The 25,314-nt window shown below is 63.1% G+C and carries 24 protein-coding genes; 9 read left to right on the top strand and 15 right to left on the bottom strand.

Translation table 11 applies throughout. The annotated features are described in order from the left end of the window. Positions 1 to 65: 65 nt before the first annotated feature. The 4 genes from der to IB272_RS16415 all read right to left on the bottom strand — a co-directional run bounded on the left by der (position 66) and on the right by IB272_RS16415 (position 3,582). On the bottom strand, positions 66 to 1,496 hold the full coding sequence (gene der, locus IB272_RS16430; protein WP_034788953.1) for a ribosome biogenesis GTPase Der: 1,431 nt from the start codon (positions 1,494 to 1,496) through the stop codon (positions 66 to 68). Between the two features lie 329 nt (positions 1,497 to 1,825). Beyond that, a complete protein-coding gene (locus tag IB272_RS16425) occupies positions 1,826 to 2,494 on the bottom strand; it encodes a tetratricopeptide repeat protein (RefSeq protein ID WP_034788954.1) in 669 nt (222 codons plus the stop codon). Between the two features lie 275 nt (positions 2,495 to 2,769). After that, positions 2,770 to 3,357: an NnrU family protein gene (locus IB272_RS16420; RefSeq protein WP_060581702.1), complete on the bottom strand. Its 588-nt coding sequence runs from the start codon at positions 3,355 to 3,357 to the stop codon at positions 2,770 to 2,772. 33 nt (positions 3,358 to 3,390) lie between these two features. Beyond that, the gene (locus IB272_RS16415; RefSeq protein ID WP_060581700.1) at positions 3,391 to 3,582 is read right to left on the bottom strand and encodes a hypothetical protein; all 192 of its coding nucleotides are present in this window, start codon (positions 3,580 to 3,582) and stop codon (positions 3,391 to 3,393) included. On the opposite strand from IB272_RS16415, the gene IB272_RS16410 reads away from it, so the two are divergent. Then, the gene (locus IB272_RS16410) at positions 3,581 to 4,588 is read left to right on the top strand and encodes a polysaccharide deacetylase (protein ID WP_083523777.1); all 1,008 of its coding nucleotides are present in this window, start codon (positions 3,581 to 3,583) and stop codon (positions 4,586 to 4,588) included. The genes IB272_RS16415 and IB272_RS16410 overlap by 2 nt on opposite strands. Before the next feature lie 21 nt (positions 4,589 to 4,609). Here the strand turns inward: IB272_RS16410 and sbmA are convergent, their stop codons facing one another. The 5 genes from sbmA to IB272_RS16385 form a co-directional block, all read right to left on the bottom strand. Next, on the bottom strand, positions 4,610 to 5,869 hold the full coding sequence (sbmA, locus tag IB272_RS16405; protein WP_060581794.1) for a peptide antibiotic transporter SbmA: 1,260 nt from the start codon (positions 5,867 to 5,869) through the stop codon (positions 4,610 to 4,612). 154 nt (positions 5,870 to 6,023) lie between these two features. Continuing rightward, a complete protein-coding gene (locus IB272_RS16400) occupies positions 6,024 to 7,223 on the bottom strand; it encodes an MFS transporter (protein WP_167550696.1) in 1,200 nt (399 codons plus the stop codon). Between the two features lie 214 nt (positions 7,224 to 7,437). Then, positions 7,438 to 8,187: a type I methionyl aminopeptidase gene (gene map / locus IB272_RS16395; protein WP_060581699.1), complete on the bottom strand. Its 750-nt coding sequence runs from the start codon at positions 8,185 to 8,187 to the stop codon at positions 7,438 to 7,440. 101 nt (positions 8,188 to 8,288) lie between these two features. Beyond that, the gene (locus IB272_RS16390; RefSeq protein WP_060581697.1) at positions 8,289 to 9,347 is read right to left on the bottom strand and encodes an LLM class flavin-dependent oxidoreductase; all 1,059 of its coding nucleotides are present in this window, start codon (positions 9,345 to 9,347) and stop codon (positions 8,289 to 8,291) included. Positions 9,348 to 9,453: 106 nt separating this feature from the next. Next, positions 9,454 to 10,152 (bottom strand): TetR/AcrR family transcriptional regulator C-terminal domain-containing protein, encoded by a 699-nt coding sequence (locus tag IB272_RS16385; protein ID WP_060581695.1) that lies wholly within the window; start codon positions 10,150 to 10,152, stop codon positions 9,454 to 9,456. 196 nt (positions 10,153 to 10,348) lie between these two features. Between IB272_RS16385 and IB272_RS16380 the strand changes: the two genes are divergently transcribed. Then, positions 10,349 to 10,837, top strand: a complete 489-nt coding sequence (locus tag IB272_RS16380) for a RidA family protein (protein WP_060581693.1) — start codon at positions 10,349 to 10,351, stop codon at positions 10,835 to 10,837. Positions 10,838 to 10,907: 70 nt separating this feature from the next. On the opposite strand, the gene glpK is transcribed toward IB272_RS16380, so the two are convergent. After that, on the bottom strand, positions 10,908 to 12,395 hold the full coding sequence (gene glpK, locus IB272_RS16375) for a glycerol kinase GlpK (RefSeq protein ID WP_060581691.1): 1,488 nt from the start codon (positions 12,393 to 12,395) through the stop codon (positions 10,908 to 10,910). Positions 12,396 to 12,649: 254 nt separating this feature from the next. On the opposite strand from glpK, the gene IB272_RS16370 reads away from it, so the two are divergent. The 3 genes from IB272_RS16370 to xdhB all read left to right on the top strand — a co-directional run bounded on the left by IB272_RS16370 (position 12,650) and on the right by xdhB (position 17,396). After that, positions 12,650 to 13,426, top strand: coding sequence for a 3-hydroxybutyrate dehydrogenase (locus IB272_RS16370; RefSeq protein ID WP_034788972.1), 777 nt, complete (start codon positions 12,650 to 12,652; stop codon positions 13,424 to 13,426). 155 nt (positions 13,427 to 13,581) lie between these two features. Next, the gene (xdhA, locus tag IB272_RS16365; protein WP_192444566.1) at positions 13,582 to 15,057 is read left to right on the top strand and encodes a xanthine dehydrogenase small subunit; all 1,476 of its coding nucleotides are present in this window, start codon (positions 13,582 to 13,584) and stop codon (positions 15,055 to 15,057) included. Positions 15,058 to 15,059: 2 nt separating this feature from the next. Beyond that, on the top strand, positions 15,060 to 17,396 hold the full coding sequence (gene xdhB, locus IB272_RS16360; RefSeq protein ID WP_060581689.1) for a xanthine dehydrogenase molybdopterin binding subunit: 2,337 nt from the start codon (positions 15,060 to 15,062) through the stop codon (positions 17,394 to 17,396). 18 nt (positions 17,397 to 17,414) lie between these two features. Here xdhB and IB272_RS16355 read toward each other — a convergent pair whose 3' ends face one another. Then, positions 17,415 to 17,663, bottom strand: a complete 249-nt coding sequence (locus IB272_RS16355; protein ID WP_060518807.1) for a hypothetical protein — start codon at positions 17,661 to 17,663, stop codon at positions 17,415 to 17,417. A 102-nt stretch (positions 17,664 to 17,765) separates the two neighbouring features. Between IB272_RS16355 and IB272_RS16350 the strand changes: the two genes are divergently transcribed. The 4 genes from IB272_RS16350 (at position 17,766) to IB272_RS16335 (ending at position 22,556) form a co-directional block, all read left to right on the top strand. Next, positions 17,766 to 18,680 (top strand): LysR substrate-binding domain-containing protein, encoded by a 915-nt coding sequence (locus tag IB272_RS16350; protein WP_034788978.1) that lies wholly within the window; start codon positions 17,766 to 17,768, stop codon positions 18,678 to 18,680. Positions 18,681 to 18,752: 72 nt separating this feature from the next. Continuing rightward, the gene (gene puuD / locus IB272_RS16345) at positions 18,753 to 19,991 is read left to right on the top strand and encodes a urate hydroxylase PuuD (RefSeq protein ID WP_034788980.1); all 1,239 of its coding nucleotides are present in this window, start codon (positions 18,753 to 18,755) and stop codon (positions 19,989 to 19,991) included. Then, on the top strand, positions 19,988 to 21,304 hold the full coding sequence (guaD, locus tag IB272_RS16340) for a guanine deaminase (RefSeq protein ID WP_060581687.1): 1,317 nt from the start codon (positions 19,988 to 19,990) through the stop codon (positions 21,302 to 21,304). Before puuD ends, guaD begins: the two co-directional genes overlap by 4 nt. 115 nt (positions 21,305 to 21,419) lie before the next feature. After that, positions 21,420 to 22,556, top strand: a complete 1,137-nt coding sequence (locus tag IB272_RS16335; RefSeq protein WP_060581686.1) for an alpha-hydroxy acid oxidase — start codon at positions 21,420 to 21,422, stop codon at positions 22,554 to 22,556. A 217-nt stretch (positions 22,557 to 22,773) separates the two neighbouring features. Here the strand turns inward: IB272_RS16335 and uraH are convergent, their stop codons facing one another. From uraH to puuE, 4 genes are all read right to left on the bottom strand, one after another. Further along, complete coding sequence (gene uraH, locus IB272_RS16330) at positions 22,774 to 23,136, bottom strand: hydroxyisourate hydrolase (RefSeq protein ID WP_043623670.1); 363 nt, start codon at positions 23,134 to 23,136, stop codon at positions 22,774 to 22,776. 59 nt (positions 23,137 to 23,195) lie between these two features. Next, complete coding sequence (locus IB272_RS16325) at positions 23,196 to 23,693, bottom strand: ureidoglycolate lyase (protein WP_060581684.1); 498 nt, start codon at positions 23,691 to 23,693, stop codon at positions 23,196 to 23,198. Positions 23,694 to 23,789: 96 nt separating this feature from the next. After that, positions 23,790 to 24,293 (bottom strand): 2-oxo-4-hydroxy-4-carboxy-5-ureidoimidazoline decarboxylase, encoded by a 504-nt coding sequence (gene uraD / locus IB272_RS16320; RefSeq protein WP_060518819.1) that lies wholly within the window; start codon positions 24,291 to 24,293, stop codon positions 23,790 to 23,792. Next, entirely contained in the window at positions 24,293 to 25,222 is a 930-nt protein-coding gene (gene puuE / locus IB272_RS16315; RefSeq protein ID WP_034789000.1) for an allantoinase PuuE, read from the bottom strand. The genes uraD and puuE overlap by 1 nt, the downstream gene beginning before the upstream one ends. Positions 25,223 to 25,314: the final 92 nt, after the last annotated feature.

The raw sequence follows: 25,314 nt of genomic DNA, 5'->3' as shown, positions 1-25,314 counted from the left end.
GGTCACTTTTCAGGAACTTTAGGAAGGATGCAGACGGAAAGCCTGTTTGGTTTTCCGCTCCCTCTTTAGCGACGCTTCTTCGCCTTGGACTCGTACGGGTTGTCGCCCGAACGGAAGTGCATGCGGATCGGCACGCCCGGCAGATCGAAATCGTTACGCAGACCGTTGATCAGGTAGCGCACGTAGGACTCCGGCAGCGCGTCCGGCCGCGTGCAGGAGATCATGAAGCCCGGCGGGCGCGCCTTCACCTGGGTCATGTACTTAAGCTTGAGCCGGCGACCGGAAACGGCCGGTGGCGGATGCTGAACCGTCTGCGATTCCAGCCAGCGGTTGAGCCGTGCGGTGGAGATGCGGCGGTTCCAGGTCTTGTCCGTCTCGATGATCGCCTGCATCAGCCGGTCGAGGCCGTAGCCGGTGTGACCGGAAATCGGCACGGCACGGATGCCGCGGGCCTGCGGCAGCAGCCGCTCGGTCTTTTCGCGAAGATCGGCAAGCACCGCCTGCCAATCCTCGACCAGGTCCCACTTGTTGAAGGCGAGAACGGCCGCCCGGCCTTCGCGCAGCACGAGGTCGACGATCTGCAGATCCTGCTTCTCGAAGGGAATGGTTGCATCAAAGACGATGACCACCGTTTCGGCAAAGCGGATGGCGCGCAGTGCGTCTGCGACCGAAAGCTTCTCGAGCTTCTCCTGAACCTTGGCCTTGCGGCGCATGCCGGCAGTGTCGAACATCTTGATGGTGCGACCGCGCCAGTCCCATTCGACCGAGATGGAATCGCGGGTGATGCCGGCTTCCGGACCCGTCAGCAGCCGGTCTTCGCCGAGGAAGCGGTTGATCAGGGTCGACTTGCCGGCGTTCGGCCGGCCGACGATCGCCACCCGCAGCGGCTTGGTCTCGTCATAGGCGGTCTCCACCTCTTCGTCTTCACCGTCGTCCTTGAACGTGGGGCGCAGATCGATATCGGTTTCGGCCACGTCGTCTTCCGGCGGGTAGGCCCGGTCTTCGCCGATCGCAGCGACGATCGCGTCGCGCAGATCGAGCATGCCCTGGCCGTGTTCGGCCGAGATCGGGCACGGCTCGCCAAGGCCGAGCGTGAAGGCATCGTAGAAGCCGCCGTCGGAGCCGCGCGCCTCGGACTTGTTGGCGACCAGCACCACCGGCTTGCCGCGGCGGCGCAGCATTTCGGCAAGCGTCTCGTCTGCCGGCGTCAGTCCGCCCTTGGCGTCAACCAGGAACAGCGAAAGATCGGCTTCGTCGATCGCGGCCTCGGTCTGCGCCCACATGCGCCCCTGCAGCGTGTCGGGTCCCGATTGCTCGAGACCGGCCGTGTCGATGATGCGGAAGCGCAGATCGATCAACTTGGCGTCCCCCGGGCGACGGTCGCGGGTGACACCCGGCGTATCGTCGACGAGCGCCAGCTTCTTGCCGACCAAACGGTTGAACAAGGTGGACTTGCCGACATTGGGACGCCCGACGATGGCGACGGTGAAGCTCATGGATCTATCCGTTTCCGCTTGGAGCGCTGCTGCCAACAAGGCGGCTGCGCTCATAAATTCGTTTTCTGCCGCATCGGGCAGCGACAGTTCCAGCAGGAACTGTTCCGATTGTACTCGGCAATCCCGAACGCAAAACCGCTTAAGCACTTTTGCTGAAACTGCTTGCTTTGCCTCTCGCAGTTCCGGACGCAAAACCGCTGAGCACTTTTGCTGAAACTGCTTTAAACGCTTTAGCGCACAATCCCAAGGTCGAGACCGACATTGGCATCATGCGCTGATTCGAAAGGGTCTTTCACCCTGTGCCCTTCCGGTGTGGATGGGCTGTCGTCTTAGGCCTTGCCGCTCGCGGCGATCACGTCGAGCAGCATCTGGGCGCGACCGGTGACGTTGCGCGGGCTCTGCGCATCGTCGACGATCTGCTGGAACCAGGTCTTCGCCTTGGCGTAGTCGCCGGACTTGTAGGCAGCGAGACCAAGGGCTTCACGCGCCGAGTGGCGCATGTTGTTCTGCGGCGTCGCAAGCTGCTCGACCTCGGCCGAAACCTGGTCGTAACCGCCGGTATCGACGAGCAGGTAGGCTGCACGCAGACGCGCTGCCTCCTGGATAGCTGCCGGGACGCTGCTGTCCTTGCCGATAGCGGAGAAGGCCTTGGCAGCCGCCTCTGTCTCGCCCTTCTGCGCCTGCAGCGTGGCAGCGCGCAGACGCGCCAGCACCGGATAGGCGCCGTAGCCGTCCTTCTCCAGCGTGTTCAAGGCGGCGAGCGCCTCGTCCGTCTTGTTTTCCTTGGCGAGGTTGAGCGCCTGCAGGAACGCATCGCCCGACTTCGAGGAGGCGCCATCCTGCCAGTAGTCGAAGCCGACCTTGCCGATGGTGCCGAGTACGATGAGCACCGCGATGGCCACGATGACGCCGCCGAAGCGGGCCCAGATGCTCTTCATCTGGTCGGAACGCAGTTCCTCATTGACCTCGCGGATAAAGCTGTCGTCTTGGTTCGCCATCTATTGCCCCGGCCTTGCCTGCACACTGGCCCGTCGCCCCAACGGTCACATGACCATCGGCGAAACGGACACTCTCAAACTGTTCGAGCATGCACGAGGGGTCCTTGCCGCACCCGCCGCACTCTCATGGATTTTGCGCCTTCTACCCGATTTTGCGGCGCTTGTAAGGGGGCCGACGCGATTTAGAGCGCCTATGGCCGACACGAGCCCGACTCCGTCGCTCTAAATTTTCTGTTACTGCAATTCCGGACGCAAAACCGCGGTGCACTTTTGCATCAGCCCATGACGACCGGTGCAACGCCGATCAACCATTCGTGCAGCTTCCAGACGAAGAGCACGTAGGCGACAAGCCCGATGATGATGGCGAGCACATCGTTGGAGGCCGATTTGAACACCGGCAGTACGCGTTCGCCTGCCCGCTCGCGGCGTTTCAGCGAGATACGCAGGATCACCGCCCAGGCGAGAAACGAGCCGAACAGCAGGACGGAGGACGTCTCGCCGTTGGCGAGCAGATGCGCAAGTGCCCAGACCTTGATCGAAAGCACCTGAGGATGCTTGACCGCAACCGCGATGCGCCCGGCCGGGAGGAAGCCGGCAGCAAGGAAGATGAAGGCAAAAAGCATCAGAAGCAGTGCGATGTGGCGCATGAATACGGGCGGATCGTAGAGCATGCCCGTTTCGCTGCGGGCCTGGCCGAAGCCATAGATGATCAGACTGAGGCCGATGAGGCTGAGGATTGCATAGATCCCCATCCAGGTGCCCTTGCCGCGGCGCTCGATGACGCCGGCGCGGAAACCGGGCGCGACGACGCGGATGAGATGCAGGCCGAGAAAAAGAATGATGCCGAGAACGAGTATCGCCATGGGGCCACCGCTTTGTTCGAGTATCGGGCAAGCTCAGCGCCGCGCGTCGGAAAAGACGGGAGCTGGCCGCTGAAGCGTGTTGATTTCCAGTGTATTCGGTTCCCGGACCGATTCCGCCCAGGTTGCTATGGAGTAGCCTTGATAGCGCGTTTTTTCCAGACCGATCAAAGGATTGCCGCATTTTCGAACCATTTGCGACAAAACCAAAACAGTGCAGTTGATCATGATCCGTATTCCGCTTGCCCTCTCGCTCGCCCTTCTTCCCGCTCTTGCCAGGGCCGAGCCGGCGTCGCCGGCCACCGCGCCCGCCGGTGACAGGCAGTTGGTGATCGTCTCGTTCGACGGCGCGCATGACAACGCGCTATGGGAAAAAAGCCTGGCGATGGCCAAGCGCACCGGTGCGCATTTCACCTATTTCCTCTCCTGCACCTTTCTGATGACCCGGGCGGACGGCAAGACGCTCTACAAGCCGCCGGGCCAGAAGGCAGGCCGCTCGAATGTCGGCTTCGCGCAGAGCCGTGAAGAGATCGCGGCCCGCGTCGGCCACATCTGGCAGGCCCATCTCGACGGCCACGACATCGCCAGCCACGCCTGCGGCCACTTCGACGGCAAGGGCTGGAGCAAAGCCGACTGGCAAAGCGAGTTTTCGACCTTCAACGCGGCGCTCAAGGACGCCTGGAAGAAGGCGGACAAGCCCGAGGCCGAGCCGGCCGGCTGGGCCGAATTCGCCGCAACCGGGATCAAGGGATTCCGCGCCCCCTATCTGTCGCTGAGCGACGGCCTGCTGCCGGCACTCAAGGCGAACAACTTCACCTATGACGCAAGCCTGGTGACCAAGGGTCCGGGCTGGCCGACGACAAAGGATGGCCTGCCGCGTTTCGGACTGCCGCTGATCCCCGAAGGGCCGTCGCAGCGCCCTGTCATCGGCATGGACTACAATCTCTTCGTCCGCCACTCCATGGGTGTGGAGAACAAGAAGGACAGCGCCCGCTTCGAGGAGCGCACCTACGAGGCCTACAGGAAAGCCTTCGACCGGGAATATGCGGGCGACCGCATCCCGCTGCAGCTCGGCTTCCATTTCGTCGAAATGAACGGCGGCGCCTACTGGCGCGCGCTCGATCGGCTGTTGGGCGAAGTCTGCGGCAAGCCCGACGTCGCCTGCGTCAGCTACGCCCAGGCGCTGCCGCTGATCGAGCAGGCAAAAAAGAAGGCGGGTCGAACCGCCTTCTGATTGCTATGCGTTCGGCCAAGCTCAGGCCAGTTCCTCTTCACCACCGACCTCGATGAACTTCTGATCGATATGCGGCAGCGGCTCTTCGTCGATCGTCGCCTCGAACGCGCGCAGGCGCTTGTAGATCGACAGGAGCTCGACGATCGTCGGCCAGGAAGAAACCAGATACTGGAACGACGAGGTGACCTGGCCGAAGGCGCCGGAGATTTGGTTCAGCGCGCCAAGCGTGATCTTACCGGCAATAATCGACGGCGCCAGAATCAGCAGCGAAAAGATGTTGTTGATCTGCAGGTAGAAGATGCGGGCGATGTTGAAATAGAGATAGTGGAAGTACAGCCGGAAATAGTTGCGGCGCACGTTCTCGAAAAGGTCGGCAACGGTCGGCGGCTGGGCGCGATCGGCGTGATCTTCGCCATAGACCAGTTCCTTGCGGTAGGCCGCCTCGACGCGCTGGTTGCGGAACTCAAGCCCCGGCAATTTGATGCCGACGACAGCCAGGAACACGGTGCCGAACAGCGACCAGAGCACCGCGGCGGTGACCAGCGGATAGGGAATGGCGCCAACGATCGGCAGTTCGGTGACGTTTGCGGACAGCCGGATCAACACCGGCGTAAACGCGATCAGCGTCATCACGCTGTCAATCAGGCTGACGCCGAGACCTTCCACGGTCGTGGAAAAGCGCATCGTGTCTTCCTGCACACGCTGCGAGGCACCTTCGATATGGCGCAGCTTGCCCCAATGGGCCATGTAGTACTCGTTCATCGCGGTGCGCCACCGGAAGATATAGTGGCTAACGAAGAAGCGCGTCATGACGGCCACGGCCACGGCGACGAGCGCGATCGCGAGGAAGGTGGCGATTTCGCCGTAGAACTCCTCCGCGGTGACGACCTTTGACTTGGAAACCGCCGCCTGGATCAGGTCCCAGAACGGCCCATACCAGTTGTTGATCGCGACGCTGACCTGCACCTGAAAATAGGTGACGAACAGAATGAGGGCGGATCCGAGGATCGACCAATTCTGCCAGCGATGCGGTGAGTAGACGTACCAGAACGCCGCAAATAACCCCGTGACCAGCGCGAAATAGATGTAGAACCAGAGGAAGGCCGGAGACCAGAAGGCGGAAATGCCGACGATCGGCGGCGCGTCGGACGGCAAAGGCGGCATGCCGAAGACTGCGCCCAGTTGCTCGCCTTCCCCATACCAGAAGGCGATGGCAACCAGCGACCAGACGACAAAGGAAATGAAGAAGAGCTTCGGCTTCGGAAAGAAGGATAGGAACAAGTGCGGCACTCTCGTTTCGGTGGAGACGAACAACTCGCCTCCCGAAGCGCCGAAACTAGGGCAAAGCGCCGTCGTCAACAATCGGGTAATGTAAACGTTACTGTTATTTCATCCAGGCGAGCGCCGGTGCCGGAGGGTCTTTTTTCGCCGCTGCTCAGGCCCTCAATGCCTGTGAAATCCGCTTCAGCTCGACGACGATGACCCCACCGCACAGGAAAAGAACGGCAGCTGCGATCAAGGTTGGTGCGGCGAAGCTGCCGGTGCGCTCCGCAAGCCAGCCGGCGACCAGCGGACCGACGATTTGCCCAATACCGAAAGCAGCCGTCATCAACGCAAGCGCCTTGCGCGGGCTCTCGGGCGCCAGCTTCCGGCCGATCTGCAGGCCATAGGCAGTGATCATCATGAAGGTTGCGCCGAGCATCAGGCCGCCGGCAAGCGGCGCATAGGGCAAAGGCAGGCTGACCGTCAGCACCAGCCCGACCGCCTCGACCAGAAGGCCGATCGCGTAGACACCGGCAAGACCGAAGCGCGGCACGGCAAAGCGCCAGAGATAGACGGAGAGCGCTGCGGCAAGCCCCGTTAGCAGCCAGGCGAGAAATTCGATGCTGTGGCCGCCGCTCGGATCGCGCGCCATGGTGACGAGGAACGTGGCGGTGATCACATAGCCGAAGCCGAAGAGCGCATAGGTGAACGTCACTACGGTCAGCGGCCGCGTCCAGCGCAGCGGCCTTTCGCGCACCGGACCAGAACCGGACGACGGAACGCCGGGAAGAAGTGCGGCAACCACGATCGTCCCGACCAATCCGACCAGCGCGCCGGTAAACCAGTCGCCCATGGAGGTCGTCAGGCCGGCGTGACCCGCGATCGGGTTCGCCCAGACGCAAAGCGATGAAAACGCGATGCCGAGGCCGACGCCGCCAAAGTGGACGGCCGGCACGTGTTCCGAGCGCGCAAGCACGCCATGGCCGAGCACGATGCCGGAGATGAAGATCATCGCAAAGGCGCTGGCAAGGCCGGCGAGGAAACGGATCAGCGCCAGCACGACGACGGAGGACGAGAGGCCCATGGCCGCCAGCAGAGCCGTCGTGGCGACGAGCGACAGCAGACCGATCCGCCGCTCGTGCCCATGGGCCCAGCCATAGGCCGCAAGAATGGCGCCGGCGAGATAGCCGACGAAATTGGCCGAGGCGATGAGCCCGGCATCACCCGGCGACAGGCCGAGATCCACCATCATCGCCGGCAGGATCGGCGTATAGGAGAAGCGTCCGAAGCCCATGGCGACGGCCATGGCGATGGCACCGGCGGTTGCCGTGGCGGAGATGTTGGTCTGCAGCGGTCGGTCGAGCGTGGTCATATCATTTTATTGCGCCGCAACACGACGCACGACAAACGACAATAATTGAAGGATCTATTGAAGAAATCGAACGATCGCCGATTTCAATGGCTTAGACCAATCACCGGAAAGGTGAGATGCACCACATCACGGCGGCAGATCATGCATCGCGGCGATGGAGCAAAAAATCGTCTGGAGGACGACGGAGGCTGCAGGCCGCCGCCGTATCCCTGGGTCAGCCCGGTAGTGTCACCACCAGCGGCCCACCGCGGGTGACGACAACTGTGTGCTCATACTGCACCGTCGGTGCGCGCGGGTCGCTGTAGAGCGTCCAGTCGTCGTTGCCGCCCTCGGCCCATTGGGCGCCCATCGACAGGAAGGGTTCGACGGTGAAGACCATGCCGTCGGTCATCCGGCGACGTTCGCGCGGATCCGGCCAGGTGGCGATCTCGGTCGGCTCCTCGTGCAGCGAGCGGCCGATGCCGTGGCTGGCGAGATTGGTGACAAGCGAATAGCGGTTCTTGCGCGCGAAGTCGCCGATCGCATTGCCGATGGCAGCCAGCGGCTGGTCGGGGCGCACCTGCTTGAGGCCGACCCACATGGCCCGCTTGCCATCGCGGCAAAGCCGGTCGATCGCGGCGGTGACCGGCGGTACCGGGAACGAGGCGCCGGTATCGGCAAAGATGCCGTCCTTTTCAGCCGAGACATCGATGTTGACGAGATCGCCCGCCTTGATCACCCGACCGCCGGGAATGCCGTGGGCGATCTCCTCATTGACGCTGATGCAAGTGGCACCAGGGAAATTGTAGCAAAGCTCCGGCGCCGAGCGCGCGCCGGCCTCTTCCAGTACCTTGCGGCCGATCGCATCGAGTTCCGCAGTGGTAATGCCGGGCTCGAGCGCCTCGCCCATCGTCTGCAGGGCATTGGCGCAGATGCGGCCGATTTCCTTCAGCCGCAGCAGATCTTCTTCGTTGTTGAGGGTCATCCGTATCTCGCTTTCGCGCTCACATGTAGCGTGTCGCAACGCGTTATGCCAGCGTCGAGCGGGACGACCGGAGCCTGGCCCCAGCCCCGGTCGTCGAATGGTCAGACGGACGCCGCCGTTGCTGCCTTTTCCTCGGCCAACGCGTGGCGCACGAGCGGCGCCACCTTGGTGCCGTAGAGTTCGATGCCGCGCATGATCTGGTCGTGCGGCATCGGCCCGATCGCCATCTGCAACAGGAAGCGATCGTTACGGAACAGCTTCCAGTTCTCGACGATCTTCTCGGCCACCGTTTCCGGATCACCGAGGAAGAGGTTGCCGTCGGGGCTGCGCGCCTGGTCGAAATGCGCCCGGTTGGTTGGTCCCCAGCCGCGCTCGCGGCCGATGCGGTTCATCACTTCCGCCTGCGGCCCGTAGAACTGGTCGGCGGCAAGATCGGTCGTATCGGCGATGAAGCCGTGCACGTTGATGCTGGTTTTCAGCTTTGCCGGATCCTGACCGGCGCGGCGCGCGGCCTCGCGGTAGAGGTCGAATAGCGGCGCAAACCGGCGCGGCTCGCCGCCGATGATCGCAAGCGCCACCGGCAGGCCGAGCGCGCCGGCGCGCGCTACCGATTGCGGCGTGCCGCCAACGGCGATCCAGAGCGGCAGCACCTCCTGCAGCGGCCGCGGATAGACGCCGCGATCATGGATCGCCGGCCGCATCTCGCCGGCCCACGAGACCTTTTCGCTTTCGCGCAGCGCCATCAGGAGGTCGAGCTTTTCGGCAAAGAGCTGGTCGTAGTCATCGAGCGACTGGCCGAAGAGCGGGAAGGATTCGATGAACGACCCGCGACCGGCCATGATCTCGGCGCGGCCGCCCGAGATCAGATCAAGGGTCGAGAATTGCTGGAAGACGCGTACGGGATCGTCCGAGCTCAACACCGTGACGGCACTGGTCAGCCGGATATTCTTCGTTTTTGCCGCTGCGGCCGCGAGTATAACCGCCGGCGCGGAGGCCGCGTAGTCAGGCCGATGGTGTTCGCCGAGCCCGAAAACATCGAGGCCAACCTGATCTGCAAGCTCGATTTCCTCGAGAAGGTTCTTGAGGCGACGCTGGCCCTCCCTGCCCTTGTGATCCGCGTTCGGATCGACATCCGCAAATGTGTAAAGCCCGAGTTCCATGAGGTCTGTCCTTTTTCTGTTTGCACAACAGATAGTTGGCGCACACATGAGCAGCAAATGCGCATCCGGGAAACGCTGTGTTTCCCGGATGCATACGAACGAGACCTTACCCTCTCGGTAGACCGTCAAGCAGGACGTCGAGGCCCTTCCGGAACGTGCCATCCCAATCGCTGTCCAGGAGCAGGCGCGTGCGCTCGATCGTCGGATAGCGTTCGCTGAGCGCCGAGAGGCGCTTCTGTCCGGCTGCCTGGTCGGCGTGCGAAAGCGCGAAGCTCGCCCGGGTGACGGTGGCGCCGAGCACGTAGTTCCAGAGCGACCAGATCGCGACATTCATGTCCGCGTCGGCAACGCCGGCTCTCGACAGCACCTCGCTCATGGTTTCCAGGCGGCCGAGTACATTCGCGCCGAGCGCCCGGCGCGGCAGCAGCGACGCCGACCAGGGATGGCGCAGCATGATTGCGCGCCAGTCTTCGAGCATGTGAACCACATCCCTGCGCCAGTCCGCAGGCTCGATCCTTTGCGGGGGTGCGCGATAGGCAAACACCGCATCGAGCGCCAGGTCGAAGACCTCCTCCTTGTTGGCGACATGCCAATAGAGACTCATGACGCCCGCGCCGAGACGGTCGGCGAGACGGCGCATCTTCAAGCCGTCGATACCCTCGGCGTCCAGCAATTCGACCGCGGTCGCCACGATGCGCTCCAGAGACAGGGACGGCTCGCCGCCCGGCTTCCGCCCGACCGGGGCTGCCGCCTCCTCCACCCGTGGGGAGCGTTTGCCCTGCCCGCCGTTCCGTTTGACTGCCATGCGTCTACCCTACTGATTTGAGCGTCGATTTACGCCGACAACGCGCCGGATGTCGATCCTGAACGATTGACTCGTACGGCGTACGATGTAAATGAATCGTACGCCGTACGAGTCAATAGCGAGAGCGACGGCGAAAGGTCAAACCTGCAGGCCTGCAAGCGGCATCGCGCGCAGACCTCGGAGACGAGAGAACACCATGTCACGCACAATCAGACATCTCATGATCGGAGGACTCATCATCATGACCACGGGCGTTTCTACGGCGGCGACCGCGAGCGAGCAGGCGGCCAAGCTGACGATCGTCAACCCCAAGAACCTCTACGACCCGACGCCGCATGGCTATAGCACCGCGGTGATCGTGCCTGCCGGGGCACGGGTGGCCTACATTTCAGGACAGGGCGGCCAGGATAGCACCGGCGGCCTGTCTCCAGACTTCGCGGTTCAGGTCAAGCAGGCTTATGCCAATCTGGGCGCAGCGCTCGAGGGGCTCGGCGCAAGGCCGGACCAGGTCGCCAAGCTCACCATCTTCGTGGTCGACCACGACATGTCCAAGCTCGAGGTCCTGACTGGCAGCGTCAAGGAAATGTTCGGCGCGACGCTGCCGGCGCAGACACTGGTACCCGTGCCCAAGCTGGCGGTCGACGGCATGCTGTTCGAGGTGGAAGCGGTCGCTGTCATCGACTGACGGCGGCCCGGAAGGCAGAGTATGGTCGGGAGAAGCGGACGCGCGGCGAAAATCGCCGCTCGCCCGGCTCTTAGCTCAGCGTCCTTTTGACCGCGTTGCGCCAACCCTTGAACTTGGCCTTACGCGTCTTTTCGTCCATGGCGGGCTCGAAGCGGCGGTCGCGTGCCCAGGATTTGGCAAAGTCTTCCTGCTTCGGCCAGACGCCGGCGCGGCTGCCAGCAAGCCAGGCGACGCCGAGCGCAGTCGTTTCTAGGATGACGGGCCGATCGACCGGCGCGTCGAGCAGGTCGGAAAGCCGCTGCATCGTCCAGTCGGAGGCAACCATGCCGCCGTCGACGCGCAGAACCGTCTCCTTGCCGTTGTTGCGCCAGTCCTTGTGCATCGCCTCAAGCAAGTCGCGCGTCTGGTAACAGACGGCTTCGAGTGCCGCGCGGGCAAACTCCGCCGGACCGGTGTTGCGGGTCATGCCGAAGATCGCGCCGCGCGCGTCCGGATCCCAATGCGGCGCGCCGAGCCCGGTGAAGGCCGGCACGAGATAGACGTCCTGCGTCGGATCGGCGCTTGCGGCAAGCGTCCCGGTATCGGGCGCAGCCTTGATCACCTTCAGCCCGTCGCGCAGCCATTGCACCGCAGCACCCGCGACGAAGATCGAGCCTTCGAGCGCATAGGTGGTTTCGCCATCAAGCTTGTAGGCAATGGTGGTGAGCAACCGGTTCTTCGAACGCACCATGTCCTTGCCGGTGTTGAGCAGTGCGAAGCAGCCGGTGCCATAGGTGGATTTCAACATGCCCGGCTTGAAGCAGGCCTGGCCGATGGTCGCCGCCTGCTGGTCGCCGGCAACGCCGAGGATCGGGATCGCCGCGCCGAAAAGTGCGGTATCGGTAACGCCGAAATCGGCGGCGCAATCCTTGACCTCGGGCAGCATGGCGCGCGGCACCTTGAGGATCTTCAGAAGCTCGTCGTCCCAGGCATTTTCGGCGATGTTATAGAGCAGCGTGCGCGAGGCGTTGGTCGCGTCGGTCACGAAGGATTTGCCGCCGGTCAGCCGCCAGATGAGGAAGGTATCGATGGTGCCGAAGCAGAGTTCGCCCTTGGCGGCGCGGGCCTGCGCCCTGTCGATGTTGGTCAGCAGCCAGTTGAGCTTGGTACCGGAGAAATAGGGATCGAGCAGCAGGCCCGTCTTCCGGGTGAAAGTCTTTTCCAGCCCCTGCTTCTTCAGCCGATCACAATAGGAGGCGGTGCGACGGTCCTGCCAGACGATGGCGTTGTGAATGGGATTGCCGGTCTTGCGATCCCAGACGACGACGGTTTCGCGCTGGTTGGTGATGCCGATCGCCGAAAGGTCGCCGGCCTTGATGCCGGCCTTGGCGATAGCGTCCTCAACCGTCGAAAGCACCGTCTGCCAGATTTCCTCGGGATCGTGTTCGACCCACCCGGATTTCGGAAAATACTGCTTGAATTCCTTGTGGCTGGCCCCGGCGATCTGCTGCTGACCGTCGAAGATGATCGCCCGGCTCGAGGTCGTACCCTGATCGATCGCGAGAATATATCCGCCCATATGCCCCTCCCCGGCCACACGCATGTTTGTTCACCCGGCCTTGAAGGCGGGATCTCATTTCGAAAACTTCAATACGATGGCAAAACGAATGTCAAACGAAAACAAAACGCAACCGTCGACTTCGCCATTCCCCTCCTCAACTCTGCGGTCCGCAACCCAAAAACACAATTGTCAGCGCCGGCGTTTTCCGCGTAGGCTGGCGCTGTTGCGCCGCAACAAAGCAGTGCGCGGTGCCACAAAGGGAGAGAGCAGCAATGACGAAAACAGCGGTCATCACCGGTTCGACGAGCGGCATCGGGCTTGCGATCGCCAAGGCCTTCGCCAAGGGTGGCGCCAATATCGTGCTGAACGGCTTCGGTAGCCCGGACGAAATCAAGAAGGCGACGGACGACGTCAGCGCGCTGACGACAGGAACGGTCGTCTATCATGCCGCCGACATGACGAAGCCAGCCGAGATCGCCGATCTGATCACCACGGCGACGACCCGCTTCGGCGGCGTCGATATCCTCGTCAACAATGCCGGTATCCAATATGTCGAGAAGGTCGAGGATTTCCCGATCGAGCAATGGGACCGCATCATCGCGATCAACCTCTCCTCGTCCTTCCACACGATTCGCGCCGCTATTCCCGGCATGAAGGCGAAAGGCTGGGGCCGCATCATCAACATCGCCTCGGCCCATGGCCTCGTCGCCTCGCCCTTCAAGGCGGCCTATGTGGCGGCGAAGCACGGCGTTCTCGGTCTGACGAAGACCGTGGCGCTCGAAGTGGCCGAAAGCGGAATCACCGCGAACTCGATCTGCCCGGGCTACGTGCTGACGCCGCTCGTCGAAAAGCAGATCCCCGATCAAGCCCGCACCCGCGGCATCACCGAGCAGCAGGTGATCAACGACGTGATGCTGAAGGGGCAGCCGACGAAGAAGTTCATCACCGTCGAACAGGTCGCAGCCCTTGCCGTCTATCTCGCCGGCGACGACGCGGCACAGATCACCGGCACCCATGTGTCGATGGACGGCGGTTGGACGGCGCAGTAACGGCCGACATTCGTCAAGTGGTCGGCAGCGCGGACCGGATGCCCCCCGCGCTGCCCGCATGGCGTGCAAAAGTCCGCCCAGCCCTTTGCTTTTCTGCATAACCACCTAAGATCAAAGTGATTTCAGGACGTATGCAGCAGCAGGGAATGAATGGCATGCCCCAACCGACCGGTTCAATCAGCTTCATCCTCAACGACCGGGAGGTCGCTCTTTCCGACATCGCACCGACAACGACGCTGCTCGACTATCTGCGGCTGGAACGCCGGCTGACCGGCACCAAGGAAGGTTGTGCGGAGGGCGACTGCGGCGCCTGCACCGTGCTCGTCGGGCGGCTGGTCAGCGACCGGCTCGTCTATGAGAGCGTCAACGCCTGCATCCGCTTCCTCGGCTCGCTGCAGGCAACCCATGTCGTCACCGTCGAGCATCTCGCCGGTCCGGATGGCACGCTGCATCCGGTGCAGCAGGCAATGGTCGATTTTCACGGCTCGCAATGCGGCTTCTGCACGCCCGGCTTCGTCATGTCGCTCTATGGCCTCTGGCTTGGCAACGACAGCCCCAGCCGCGCCGATATCGAAAAGGCGCTGCAGGGCAATCTCTGTCGCTGCACCGGTTATGAGCCGATCGTGCGCGCGGCCGAAGCGGCGGCAGAGGCGCGCCCCTCCGACATCTTCGATCCGATCACCAGGGAGCGGGAAACGATCACCATCAGGCTGAAGGCGCTGGCACCGACGGAAACGATCACACTCCGCCAGGGCGAAAATTGTCTGATCGTGCCGGCCGACGGCAGTGGCCTGGCGGAAGCGCTCGCCGACCATCCCGGGGCAACGGTCGTTGCCGGCTCCACCGATGTCGGCCTCTGGGTGACGAAGCAGATGCGGGCGATCAACCCGGTGATCTTCATCAACGGCATCACCGAATTGCAGCAGATCGAGGAAACCGCGGACGGTCTGATTATCGGCGCCGGCGTCAGCTACACCATGGCCTATGCCGCCCTCGCCAAGACGTTTCTCGGGCTTGGTCCGCTGATCAACCGCATCGGCGGCGAACAGGTGCGCAACATGGGCACGATCGGCGGCAATATCGCTAACGGCTCACCGATCGGCGACAGTCCGCCGCCCCTGATCGTGCTTGGCGCGACGGTGACCCTGCGCTCGACCGCCGGTCGGCGGACGTTGCCGCTCGAATCCTTCTTCATCGCTTATGGCAAGCAGGATCGCCAACCCGGCGAATTCGTCGAAAGCATCTTCGTGCCGCGCCTGCCGGAGGGCGATCTCTTTGCCGCCTACAAGATCTCCAAGCGCCGCGACGAAGATATCTCCGCGCTGCTTGGCGCGTTCCGTCTATCGGTGGACGGCGGCATCGTCCGCTACGCCCGCATCGCCTTCGGCGGCATGGCCGCGACGCCCAAGCGCGCCAGCAACGTCGAGGCGGCGCTGATCGGCAAGCCATGGACCGAGGAAACGGTCCGCGCCGCGCAAGCCGCCTTCGAGACCGACTACCAGCCGCTCACCGACTGGCGGGCAACGAGCGACTACCGCATGCTTGCGGCGAAGAACCTTCTGATGCGTTTCTTCCTGGAAAGCGGCGGCGAGCCGGCGCAACTGGTTCGCTTTGCTGCGGGAGGCCGATAATCATGGACAAATCCACCTTCGAGGAACGCAAGACGATCCGCGGCGAGATGCATGTTTCCCAGCGTCACGACAGCGCCCACAAGCATGTCTCCGGCACCGCCGACTACATCGACGACATGCCCGAGCCGGCGGGCACGCTGCATGGCGCGCTTGGCATGACCGACCGGGCGCATGCGGAAATCACCGCCATGGACCTTTCGGCCGTCGCCGCCGTGCCCGGTGTCATGCTGGTGCTGACCGCCAAGGACATGCCGCATTCCAACGACATCAGCCCGAGCCACCTGCATGACGAGCCGGTGCTTGCCGATGGCCTCGTGCAGTTTCATGGCCAGCCGGCCTTCGCCGTGATTGCAGAAACCCGTGACATCGCCCGTCGGGCGGCAAGGCTCGCCAAGATCACCTATCGCGACCTGCCGCATTTCACCGACATTCTCGATGCCGTCGCCCATGGCGGGCAGTTGGTCACCCAGCCGCTCACGCTGCAGCGCGGCGATGCCGAGGCGGAGCTGGAAAAGGCGCCACGGCGGCTCAAAGGCAGCATGCGCATCGGCGGACAGGAGCATTTCTACCTCGAAGGCCATATCGCCCTTGCCATTCCCGGCGAGGACGACGAGGTCACCGTCTGGTCCTCGACCCAGCATCCGAGCGAGATCCAGCACATGGTCTCGCACGTGCTCGGCGTGCCCTCCAATGCGGTGACCGTGAACGTGCGCCGCATGGGTGGTGGCTTCGGCGGCAAGGAAACGCAAGGAAACCAGTTCGCAGCCCTTGCCGCGGTCGCGGCGAAGAAGCTCAACCGCGCCGTCAAGTTCCGCCCGGATCGCGACGAGGACATGACGGCAACCGGCAAGCGCCACGACTTCCTCGTCGATTACGACGTCGGCTTCGACGACGAGGGCCGCATCCATGCGGTCCATGCCAACTACGCGGCGCGCTGCGGCTACTCTTCGGACCTCTCCGGCCCGGTCACAGACCGTGCGCTGTTCCATGCGGACAGCTCCTATTTCTATCCGCATGTGAAGCTCACCTCACAGCCGCTGAAGACCAACACGGTCTCAAACACCGCTTATCGTGGCTTCGGCGGCCCGCAAGGCATGGTCGGCGGCGAGCGCATCATCGAGGAAATCGCCTACCAGCTCGGCAAGGATCCGCTCGAAATCCGCAAGCTGAATTTCTATGGCGACAAGGGCTCCGGCCGCGATGTCACGCCCTACCATCAGCAGGTCGAAGACAACATCATCGCGCAGATCGTCGCGGAGCTGGAAGAAAGCGCCGACTATCAGGCGCGCCGTCAGGCGATCCTCGCGTTCAATCGGGAAAGCCGCGTCATCCGCAAGGGCATCGCGCTGACGCCGGTGAAGTTCGGCATCTCCTTCACCATGACCGCCTTCAACCAGGCGGGCGCGCTTGTGCATATCTACCAGGACGGCTCGATCCACCTCAACCACGGCGGCACCGAGATGGGCCAAGGCCTCTACATCAAGGTCGCGCAGGTGATCGCCGACAGCTTCCAGGTCGACCTCGACCGCGTTCGCATCACTGCGACGACGACCGGCAAGGTGCCGAACACGTCGGCGACCGCCGCCTCATCGGGCTCTGACTTGAACGGCATGGCCGCCTTCGACGCCGCGCGCCAGATCAAGGACCGTCTCGTCGGTTTCGCCTGCGAGCGCTGGCAGACGACGCCCGAGAATGTCAGCTTCGTCGCCAACCACGTGAAGATCGGCGAGGAGCTGATCCCCTTCCCTGAATTCATCAAGCAGGCCTATATGGGCCGTATCCAGCTTTCGGCCGCCGGCTACTACAAGACGCCGAAGATCCACTGGGATCGCGCCAGCGGCCGCGGCACACCCTTCTATTACTTCGCCTATGGCGCTGCGGTTTCGGAGGTTTCGATCGACACGCTGACCGGCGAATACATGGTCGACCGGGTCGACGTGCTGCACGACGTCGGCCGTTCGCTCAATCCGGCGATCGACCTCGGTCAGATCGAGGGCGGCTTCGTGCAAGGGATGGGCTGGCTGACGACGGAAGAGCTCTGGTGGGACGACAAGGGACGGCTTCGCACCCACGCCCCCTCCACCTACAAGATCCCGCTTGCCTCCGACCGGCCGAAGATCTTCAACGTCAAGCTTGCCGAATGGTCGAGCAACGCCGAGAAGACCATTGGCCGCTCCAAGGCGGTGGGAGAGCCGCCCTTCATGCTGCCGATCTCGGTGCTGGAGGCTTTGTCCATGGCAGTCGCCAGTGTGGCCGATTACCGCGAGTGCCCGCGGCTCGACGCCCCGGCAACACCGGAGCGTGTGCTGATGGCCGTCGAGCGTCTGCGCAATCGCTGACGGCCATCACGATTTGCCTCAGATCCGCGGCAGTTCATTGATGCTGAACAGGCGGCGAGCGTTGGCCATCGCCTCCTCGTCGTCGCGGTGCGGGCTATGGACATCCATGAAACCCATGTCTCTCTTGATATGATCGGAGAGCGCGTTGACATCGAGCATCGGCTTGGGGGCAACAAGGCCGCCGAACAGGGCGGCTGTGAGCCGGGCGACCGGCTCGAATGAAAGAAACGCTTTTCTTTCAGTACGTTCGTAAGTGTCGCAAGTCATTTCAGCACCTGTTTCGTCTTGGGAAGTTGACTTGAAGGATGCCGTGGGGGAGGATCGAAATCCAATCGAACATCCGTCTGGATGCATCAAGAGAACTTATCCATGAAGATGTCGAAGCAGTTTCCGCTGAATGCGCTGCGGGTCTTCGAGGCGGTCGCAAGGCTCGGCAGCTTCACCAAGGCCGGTGAAGAGCTGGGCATGACCCAGACGGCCGTAAGCTACCAGGTCAAGTTGATAGAGGAGAATGTCGGCGAGCCGCTGTTCCTGCGGCGCCCGCGCCAGATCTCGCTGACGGAAGTCGGCCAGCGCATGGCGCCGCGCGTCACCGAAGCCTTCGAGATGCTGCAGGAAGCGGTTTCGAATGCCCGTGGCGATATCGACAGCGCGCTCCTGATCAGCTCGACGCCGACCTTCGCCTCGCAATGGCTTGCCCGCAACATCGGCAGCTTCCAGCTCGCCCATCCGAACATCGCCGTTCGGCTGACGACCAGCGACTCGCTCACCGATTTTACCCGCGAGCCGGCCGACCTTGCCATCCGCTCGGGTGCCGGCGTCTGGCCCGGCCTCGACACGCATCCGCTGATGCGGGTGGAATTCAGCCCGATGCTGAGCCCGGCGCTTGCCGAGACCATTGGCGGCGTGCACGAGCCGCGCGACCTGCTGAAGCTGCGCATCATCGATCCCGGTGACCCCTGGTGGCCGATGTGGTTCAAGGCCGCCGGCGTCAAGGATCCCGATCTCGAAGGACGGCCGCACAGCCGTCTCGGCGCGCAATCCTTCGAGGCGCGCGCCGCCATCGCCGGCCAGGGCGTGGCGATCCTGACGCCGGAATTCTACCCCGATGACGTGGCGCTCGGTCGGCTCTACCAGCCCTTCGAGCTGCGCTGCAGCGATGGCTGCGATTATTGGCTCGCCTATCCGCACGCCCGCCGCAACACACCCAAGATCAGGATTTTCCGCGACTGGATCCTCGGCGAACTTTGCGCGCCGAACTTCCTGCAAGCAAATAGCGCTTGAGGAGCGCCGAAGCCCCTTTTCCCCTGCGCGGTTTATGCGCAAAGTGAGGCAACGGAGACAAAGGGGATCTGAATGTACGAGTTCGCCATCGCCTGGGAATGGCTGGCCTTTGCCGTGCGCTGGTTGCACGTCATCACCGCCATCGCCTGGATCGGCTCATCCTTCTATTTCATCGCGCTCGACCTGGGTCTCGTGAAGCGCGATCACCTGCCCGTCGGCGCCTATGGCGAGGAATGGCAGGTGCATGGCGGCGGTTTCTATCACATCCAGAAATACCTGGTCGCACCGGCCTCGATGCCCGAGCATCTCACCTGGTTCAAATGGGAATCCTACGTGACGTGGCTTTCTGGCTTCGCCATGCTCTGTGTCGTCTACTATGGCGGCGCCGATCTGTTCCTGATCGACCGCCACGTGCTCGACATCTCGGCGACCACGGCGATCCTGATTTCGCTCGCCTCGCTCGGCATCGGCTGGCTGTTTTACGATCTGCTCTGCAAGTCGCCGATCGGCAGGAACACCTGGGGGTTGATGGCACTGCTCTATGTGGCGCTGGTCGTCATGGCCTGGGGCTATACGCAGGTCTTCACCGGCCGCGCCGCCTTTCTCCATCTTGGCGCTTTCACCGCGACGATCATGTCGGCCAATGTGTTCTTCATCATCATCCCCAACCAGAAGATCGTCGTCGCCGACCTGATCGCCGGCCGCACGCCGGATCCGAAACTCGGCGCGCAGGCCAAACAGCGCTCGCTGCACAACAACTACCTGACGCTGCCCGTCATCTTCTTCATGCTGTCGAACCACTATCCGCTGGCGTTTGCCACCGCGTTCAACTGGATCATCGCCGCACTCGTTTTCCTGATGGGCGTCACCATCCGCCACTGGTTCAACACCACCCACGCCCGCAAGGGCCGGCCGACCTGGACCTGGCTCGTCACCGCCCTCCTCTTCATCCTGATCATGTGGCTTTCGACCGTGCCGAAGGTTCTGACCGGCGGCGAAAAGGCCGAGGTTGCGCCCGCCTTCAGCCGCTTCGCCGCCAATGCCCACTTCCCTGCAGTCAAGGACACGGTCTCGACACGCTGTTCCATGTGCCATGCGGCAGAACCGGTTTATGAGGGTATCACCCAGGCGCCGAAGGGCGTGATGCTCGAAAGCGACGCGGAGATTGCCGCCCATGCGCGCGAAATCTATATCCAGGCCGGGCGCAGCCACGCGATGCCGCCCGGCAACGTGACAGACATGACGACGGACGAGCGCCAGCTTCTGACAGCCTGGTTCGAAAGCGCCGTCGAGGAAGGCAAGACACAATGACGACCACCCTCATCCGCGGCCGATTGCTGAGCTTTAACCGCGCGCCTACGTCGATCGACGACAGCGCCGCCTACAGCTACGAGAGCGACGGTGCGCTTCTGATTGAGGGTGGACAGATCGCCGCGAGCGGCTCCTATGCTGCGGTCAAGGCAAGCGCGCCTGACGGCGTCGCGGAAGTGGACCATCGCCCGCACCTGATCGTGCCCGGCTTCATCGACACGCATCTGCATTTCCCGCAGATGCAGGTCATGGCCTCCTATGCCGCCAACTTGCTTGAATGGCTGAACACCTACACCTTCCCCGAGGAGTGCCGCTTCGTCGAGACCGCCCATGCGGAGCGCATCGCGACGCGCTTCTTCGATGAGATGGTGCGCTATGGCACGACAACAGCAACCGCCTATTGCTCGGTTCACAAGGCGTCGGCCGATGCCTTCTTCGCCGAGGCGCTGCGCCGTGACATGCGCATGGTCGCCGGCAAGGTGATGATGGACCGCAACGCCCCGCAAGGCCTGCTCGACACGCCGCAGATGAGCTACGACGAAACCCGCGCGGTCATCCGCGAATGGCACGGCAAGGGCCGCAATCATGTGGCGATCACCCCGCGCTTCGCCATCACCTCAACGCCGGAGCAGATGGACGTCGCGAAGTCGCTGGTGCACGAATTCCCCGACCTGCACGTCCAGACGCACCTTTCGGAAAACCGCGACGAGATCGCCTTTACCTGCGAACTCTATCCGGAAGCCAAGGACTACACAGACGTCTACGCCCGCTACGGCCTGCTCGGACCCAAGAGCCTGTTCGGCCACTGCATCCATCTGTCTGAGCGCGAGGCGGATGTCATGAGCGAGACCGGCTCGGTCGCCGTTTTCTGCCCGACCTCCAATCTCTTTCTCGGTTCTGGCCTCTTCCCGCTGCGCGCGCTCAGCCGCCGCGAAAAGCCGGTGCGCACGTCGGTCGCCTCCGACATCGGCGGCGGTACCAGCTATTCCATGCTGAAGACGCTCGACGAGGCCTACAAGATCCTGCAGCTGCAGGGCGAGCGGCTGAACCCGTTCGACAGCTTCTTCATGATGACCCGCGGCAATGCCGAGGCGCTATCGCTGGTCGACAAGATCGGAACCTTGGAAGCCGGCACCGATGCCGATTTCATCGTGCTCGACATGGCCGCGACGCCGGCGATGGCGCTTCGGGCCGAAGTGGTCAACTCTCTGGCAGACGAACTCTTCCTGCTGCAGACCATGGGCGACGACCGGTCGATCGTCGAAACCTATGTCGCCGGCAAGCCGGCAAAATCGGCGCTTGCCGCCGCATGACCGACCAAAACCAGAGAGGTCAAGAAAATTGACCTCTCTGCGTTCTGGCTATTAACAAGCCTCTGCCAAACATGGTAATGGCTCGTTCAATCTCCGTTGGACGAAGGCCTTATCCATGACGCAAATCCTCGAAATCAGCGATCTCAAGGCGCTCGCCAAGCGCCGGGTGCCGAAACTCTTCTTCGACTACGCCGACAGCGGCGCCTGGACCGAAGGCACCTATCGCGCCAACGAGGAGGATTTCGCCAAGGTGAAGCTGCGCCAGCGCGTGCTGGTGGATATGACCGACCGGTCGCTGGAAACGACGATGATCGGCCAGAAGGTGTCGATGCCGGTGGCACTCGCCCCGACCGGCCTCACCGGCATGCAGCACGCCGACGGCGAGATGCTGGCAGCCCAGGCGGCGGAAGCCTTCGGCGTGCCCTTCACGCTCTCGACGATGAGCATCTGCTCGATCGAGGACGTCGCCTCGGTCACCACCAAGCCCTTCTGGTTCCAGCTCTACGTCATGCGCGAACGCGAATTCGTGCTAAACTTGATCGACCGGGCCAAGGCGGCGAAGTGCTCGGCGCTGGTGCTGACGCTCGACCTGCAGATCCTCGGCCAGCGTCACAAGGATCTTCGCAACGGCCTCTCGGCACCGCCGAAGATGACGCCGAAGCACCTCTGGCAGATGGCGACGCGCCCCGGCTGGTGCATGAAGATGCTCGGCACCAAGCGCCGCACCTTCCGCAACATCGTCGGCCACGCGAAAAGCGTCACCGACCTCTCGTCGCTCGGCGCCTGGACGGCGGAACAGTTCGACCCGCAGCTCTCGTGGAAGGATGTCGCCTGGATCAAGGAACGCTGGGGCGGACCGCTGATCCTCAAGGGCATTCTCGACCCCGAGGACGCCAAGATGGCAGCGGCGACCGGTGCCGACGCGATCATCGTCTCCAACCACGGCGGCCGCCAGCTCGACGGCGCCCATTCCTCGATCAGCATGCTGCCGCGCATCGTCGATGCGGTCGGCCATCAGATCGAGGTGCATATCGATGGCGGTATCCGCTCCGGCCAGGACGTGCTGAAGGCCGTCGCCATGGGCGCCAAGGGCACCTATATCGGCCGCCCCTTCCTCTACGGCCTCGGCGCCATGGGCAAGGAGGGCGTCACCAAGACGCTGGAAATCATCCGCAAGGAGATGGACATCACCATGGCCCTCTGCGGCAAGCGCGATATCAACGACGTGGATCGTTGCATTCTGGCGGAATAGGCCGCGGCACCAGCCACTCCCGCCCTCATTCCTGTGCTTGTCACAGGAATCTCTAGCAGTTCCGTTGGAACTGCGGGACCAGCACAAGTCCTTGGGCTGAAAGGTCTTTTGACCCGACGGACGTCGGGCCGCTGGATCCCCGCCACAAGGGCGAGGATGAGGGAGCTTGGAGTGACCCTTCCGGCAAAACGCGATGCGAGCGCAAGCCTCCTAAGCCTCAACTACCCCGGTAGGTCGAATAGCCGTAGGGCGAGAGAAGCAGCGGCACGTGATAATGGCTGGCCGGATCGGCGATGCCGAAGCGCAAGGGGATGCGGTCGAGGAAGGCCGGCTCCGGCAGTGTTACGCCTGACCGGCGCAGATAGTCGCCGGCATGGAACACCAGCTCGTAATTGCCGGCCATGAAGCCGATGCCTTCGACCATCGGGCCGTCGACGCGGCCGTCGCTGTTGGTATGTACGGTGCGGATCAGCTGCCGCTCTTCCCCCTCCAGCCAGTAGAGGTCGATGCGCAGCCCCTCGGCCGGTTTGCCGAGAGCGGTATCGAGAACATGGGTGGTCAGGCGGCCGGTACTGCTCATGGCTTCTCTCTTCTCACACATTGGCGCGGGATGCTGTCAGAAGCCGCGCGCACGTCCTGCTAGATAGCGCTGTCTATGACGAAGGGCTCTTCATAGAAGAACTCCTCGAGATTGTTGCCCGGCCCTTCGCGGTCGACGATGAGGAAATCGCTGACGGCGCCGACGGACATCAGCGGGTGGTGCCAGATATTGCGGCCGTAGTTGACGCCCTGCCGGCCGTTCGCCTGGAAAACGCGCGGCGTGCCCGGGCGCCCGTCCTCGTCGTCCGCCACCACGACGAGCCATGGGCGGTCATCGAGCGGCGAAAAGCTCTGGCTGCCGAGCGGGTGGCGCTCCATCATCGTCACCGAATAGGGGAAAGACCGCGGCTGGCCGCGGAAGATGTTGATGATGACATTGGCGCCGTCGCCGACGACATCGGCACGCGCAAGACCGTGGAAACGTTCCGTGTTGCCGCCGTTGATGTGGCGCATCGTTGCGGGATCGGCTTCGATGATGGTGCCGAAGGGAGCGAAGGCCTCGCGTGTCAGCGGTTCGATTTTGAGCAGGCGCGACATTATGCGGAGACCTCGCAAGACGATTTTGCGCTTGCGGATGTCCGATCCAGTTCGAGGGCCCTCCTCATGAGCGGGGACAGGCATCGAACGGTTTTGTCAGGCATTTTCGTCTCCAGGAATCATCGACTGCAGGCGCAGGCGGGCGATTTTCTCGACCTGTGCGCAAGCGGTTTCAAATTCCTCTTCGGGCGAATTGTCAATGCGGCTTTGGAAGGAGGCAAGAATTTGCCCCTTGGTCAGCCCCTTCACCGCGATGATGAAGGGGAAGCCGAATTTTTTCGTGTAGGCGTCGTTGAGCGCGGTGAAGCGCTCATGCTCCTCTGGTGTCAGTCGGTCGAGGCCGGCAGACGCCTGCTCTGCCGTCGAGTCCGCCGTCAGCTTACCGGCGATCGCCAGCTTGCCGGCAAGATCGGGGTGCGCGCGCAGCACCTGCATCTTCTCGCGCGGCAGCGCCGTGCGAAAGGCCTGGCAGAGCGCCGAATGCACCGTGCCCGCCGTCAGCCCGGTCGCCGCGGCTCGGTCGTAGGCGCGTTCGGCAACCCAGGGCGAGTGCTCGAACACGCCACCGAAACGGGCAACGAAGGCATCACGGTCGGTCATCAGAGCGCCCCTTCCGGCTTGTGGTGCTGGTACCAATGGTTGGCGATGTCAATGCGACGCGGCACCCAGACCTTGTCGTGCGACATGACGTAGTCGATGAAGCGAGCGAGCGCAGCAGCGCGGCCCGGGCGGCCGACGAGACGGCAGTGAAGGCCGATATTCATCATCTTGGCGTCGCCCTGGCGACCTTCCTCGTAGAGCACGTCGAATGTGTCCTTGAGGTAGCTGAAGAACTGGTCGCCGCTGTTGAAGCCCTGCGGCGTCGCAAAGCGCATGTCGTTGGCATCAAGCGTATAGGGAATGATCAGGTGCGGCTTGTCGGCCGAAAGACCCGGCACCCAGTAGGGCAGTTCGTCGGCGTAGCTGTCGCAGGAGTAAAGGAACCCGCCTTCCTCCAGCACCAGCTTCAGCGTATTGGCCGAAGGCTTGCCCTGGTAGATGCCGAGCGGCCGCTCGCCGGTGAGCTCCGTGTGCAGGCGGACGACTTCGCGGATATGCTCGCGTTCGACCTCTTCCGGCACGTCCTTGTATTCCAGCCAGCGCAGACCGTGGCTGGCGATTTCCCAGCCGGCTTCCTTCATGGCAGCGACCGCTTCCGGATTGCGCGCCATGGCCTGCGTCACGCCATAGACGGTCAGCGGGACGTTGCGGCTGGTGAACATGCGCCACAGCCGCCAGAAGCCGGAACGGGCACCGTATTCGTAGATCGATTCCATGTTGAGGTTACGCTGGCCAGCCCAGGGCTGCGCGCCGACAATTTCCGACAGCAGGCACTCGGACGCTGGGTCGCCATCGAGAATGCAGCTTTCGCCGCCCTCTTCGTAGTTCAGCACGAACTGCACGGCGATGCGCGCATCGCCCGGCCAGTTTGCCTTCGGCGGATTGCGGCCGTAGCCAACGAGGTCGCGCGGATACTTAGTCTCAGACATCAAATCACCCTTCGAATTTTTAGGAACGGTATCACCGCCGACCGGATTGTCGATACCGAAATGACGTGAGGCAGGGCAGCGGCAGCGCCACG

The sequence above is a fragment of the Ensifer sp. ENS08 genome (assembly GCF_014852195.1).
In the GTDB taxonomy this organism is placed as follows: domain Bacteria; phylum Pseudomonadota; class Alphaproteobacteria; order Rhizobiales; family Rhizobiaceae; genus Ensifer; species Ensifer adhaerens.
Note: the sequence above shows the minus strand (reverse complement) of the source record. Positions and strands in the feature narration are given on the sequence as shown.

Bases quoted from the DNA above. Each gene is read 5' to 3' on its own strand.
- IB272_RS16415 (WP_060581700.1), bottom strand. From the start codon at position 3,582: ATGATCAACTGCACTGTTTTGGTTTTGTCGCAAATGGTTCGAAAATGC.
- IB272_RS16390 (WP_060581697.1), bottom strand. From the start codon at position 9,347: ATGGAACTCGGGCTTTACACATTTGCGGATGTCGATCCGAACGCGGAT.
- uraD (WP_060518819.1), bottom strand. From the start codon at position 24,293: ATGACCGACCGTGATGCCTTCGTTGCCCGTTTCGGTGGCGTGTTCGAG.
- guaD (WP_060581687.1), top strand. From the start codon at position 19,988: ATGACGACCACCCTCATCCGCGGCCGATTGCTGAGCTTTAACCGCGCG.
- IB272_RS16380 (WP_060581693.1), top strand. From the start codon at position 10,349: ATGTCACGCACAATCAGACATCTCATGATCGGAGGACTCATCATCATG.
- IB272_RS16370 (WP_034788972.1), top strand. From the start codon at position 12,650: ATGACGAAAACAGCGGTCATCACCGGTTCGACGAGCGGCATCGGGCTT.
- IB272_RS16400 (WP_167550696.1), bottom strand. From the start codon at position 7,223: ATGACCACGCTCGACCGACCGCTGCAGACCAACATCTCCGCCACGGCA.
- der (WP_034788953.1), bottom strand. From the start codon at position 1,496: ATGAGCTTCACCGTCGCCATCGTCGGGCGTCCCAATGTCGGCAAGTCC.
- IB272_RS16350 (WP_034788978.1), top strand. From the start codon at position 17,766: ATGAAGATGTCGAAGCAGTTTCCGCTGAATGCGCTGCGGGTCTTCGAG.
- xdhA (WP_192444566.1), top strand. From the start codon at position 13,582: ATGCCCCAACCGACCGGTTCAATCAGCTTCATCCTCAACGACCGGGAG.
- xdhB (WP_060581689.1), top strand. From the start codon at position 15,060: ATGGACAAATCCACCTTCGAGGAACGCAAGACGATCCGCGGCGAGATG.
- IB272_RS16425 (WP_034788954.1), bottom strand. From the start codon at position 2,494: ATGGCGAACCAAGACGACAGCTTTATCCGCGAGGTCAATGAGGAACTG.
- IB272_RS16385 (WP_060581695.1), bottom strand. From the start codon at position 10,152: ATGGCAGTCAAACGGAACGGCGGGCAGGGCAAACGCTCCCCACGGGTG.
- uraH (WP_043623670.1), bottom strand. From the start codon at position 23,136: ATGAGCAGTACCGGCCGCCTGACCACCCATGTTCTCGATACCGCTCTC.
- IB272_RS16410 (WP_083523777.1), top strand. From the start codon at position 3,581: ATGATCCGTATTCCGCTTGCCCTCTCGCTCGCCCTTCTTCCCGCTCTT.
- map (WP_060581699.1), bottom strand. From the start codon at position 8,187: ATGACCCTCAACAACGAAGAAGATCTGCTGCGGCTGAAGGAAATCGGC.
- IB272_RS16335 (WP_060581686.1), top strand. From the start codon at position 21,420: ATGACGCAAATCCTCGAAATCAGCGATCTCAAGGCGCTCGCCAAGCGC.
- IB272_RS16325 (WP_060581684.1), bottom strand. From the start codon at position 23,693: ATGTCGCGCCTGCTCAAAATCGAACCGCTGACACGCGAGGCCTTCGCT.
- IB272_RS16355 (WP_060518807.1), bottom strand. From the start codon at position 17,663: ATGACTTGCGACACTTACGAACGTACTGAAAGAAAAGCGTTTCTTTCA.
- glpK (WP_060581691.1), bottom strand. From the start codon at position 12,395: ATGGGCGGATATATTCTCGCGATCGATCAGGGTACGACCTCGAGCCGG.
- puuE (WP_034789000.1), bottom strand. From the start codon at position 25,222: ATGTCTGAGACTAAGTATCCGCGCGACCTCGTTGGCTACGGCCGCAAT.
- IB272_RS16420 (WP_060581702.1), bottom strand. From the start codon at position 3,357: ATGGCGATACTCGTTCTCGGCATCATTCTTTTTCTCGGCCTGCATCTC.
- puuD (WP_034788980.1), top strand. From the start codon at position 18,753: ATGTACGAGTTCGCCATCGCCTGGGAATGGCTGGCCTTTGCCGTGCGC.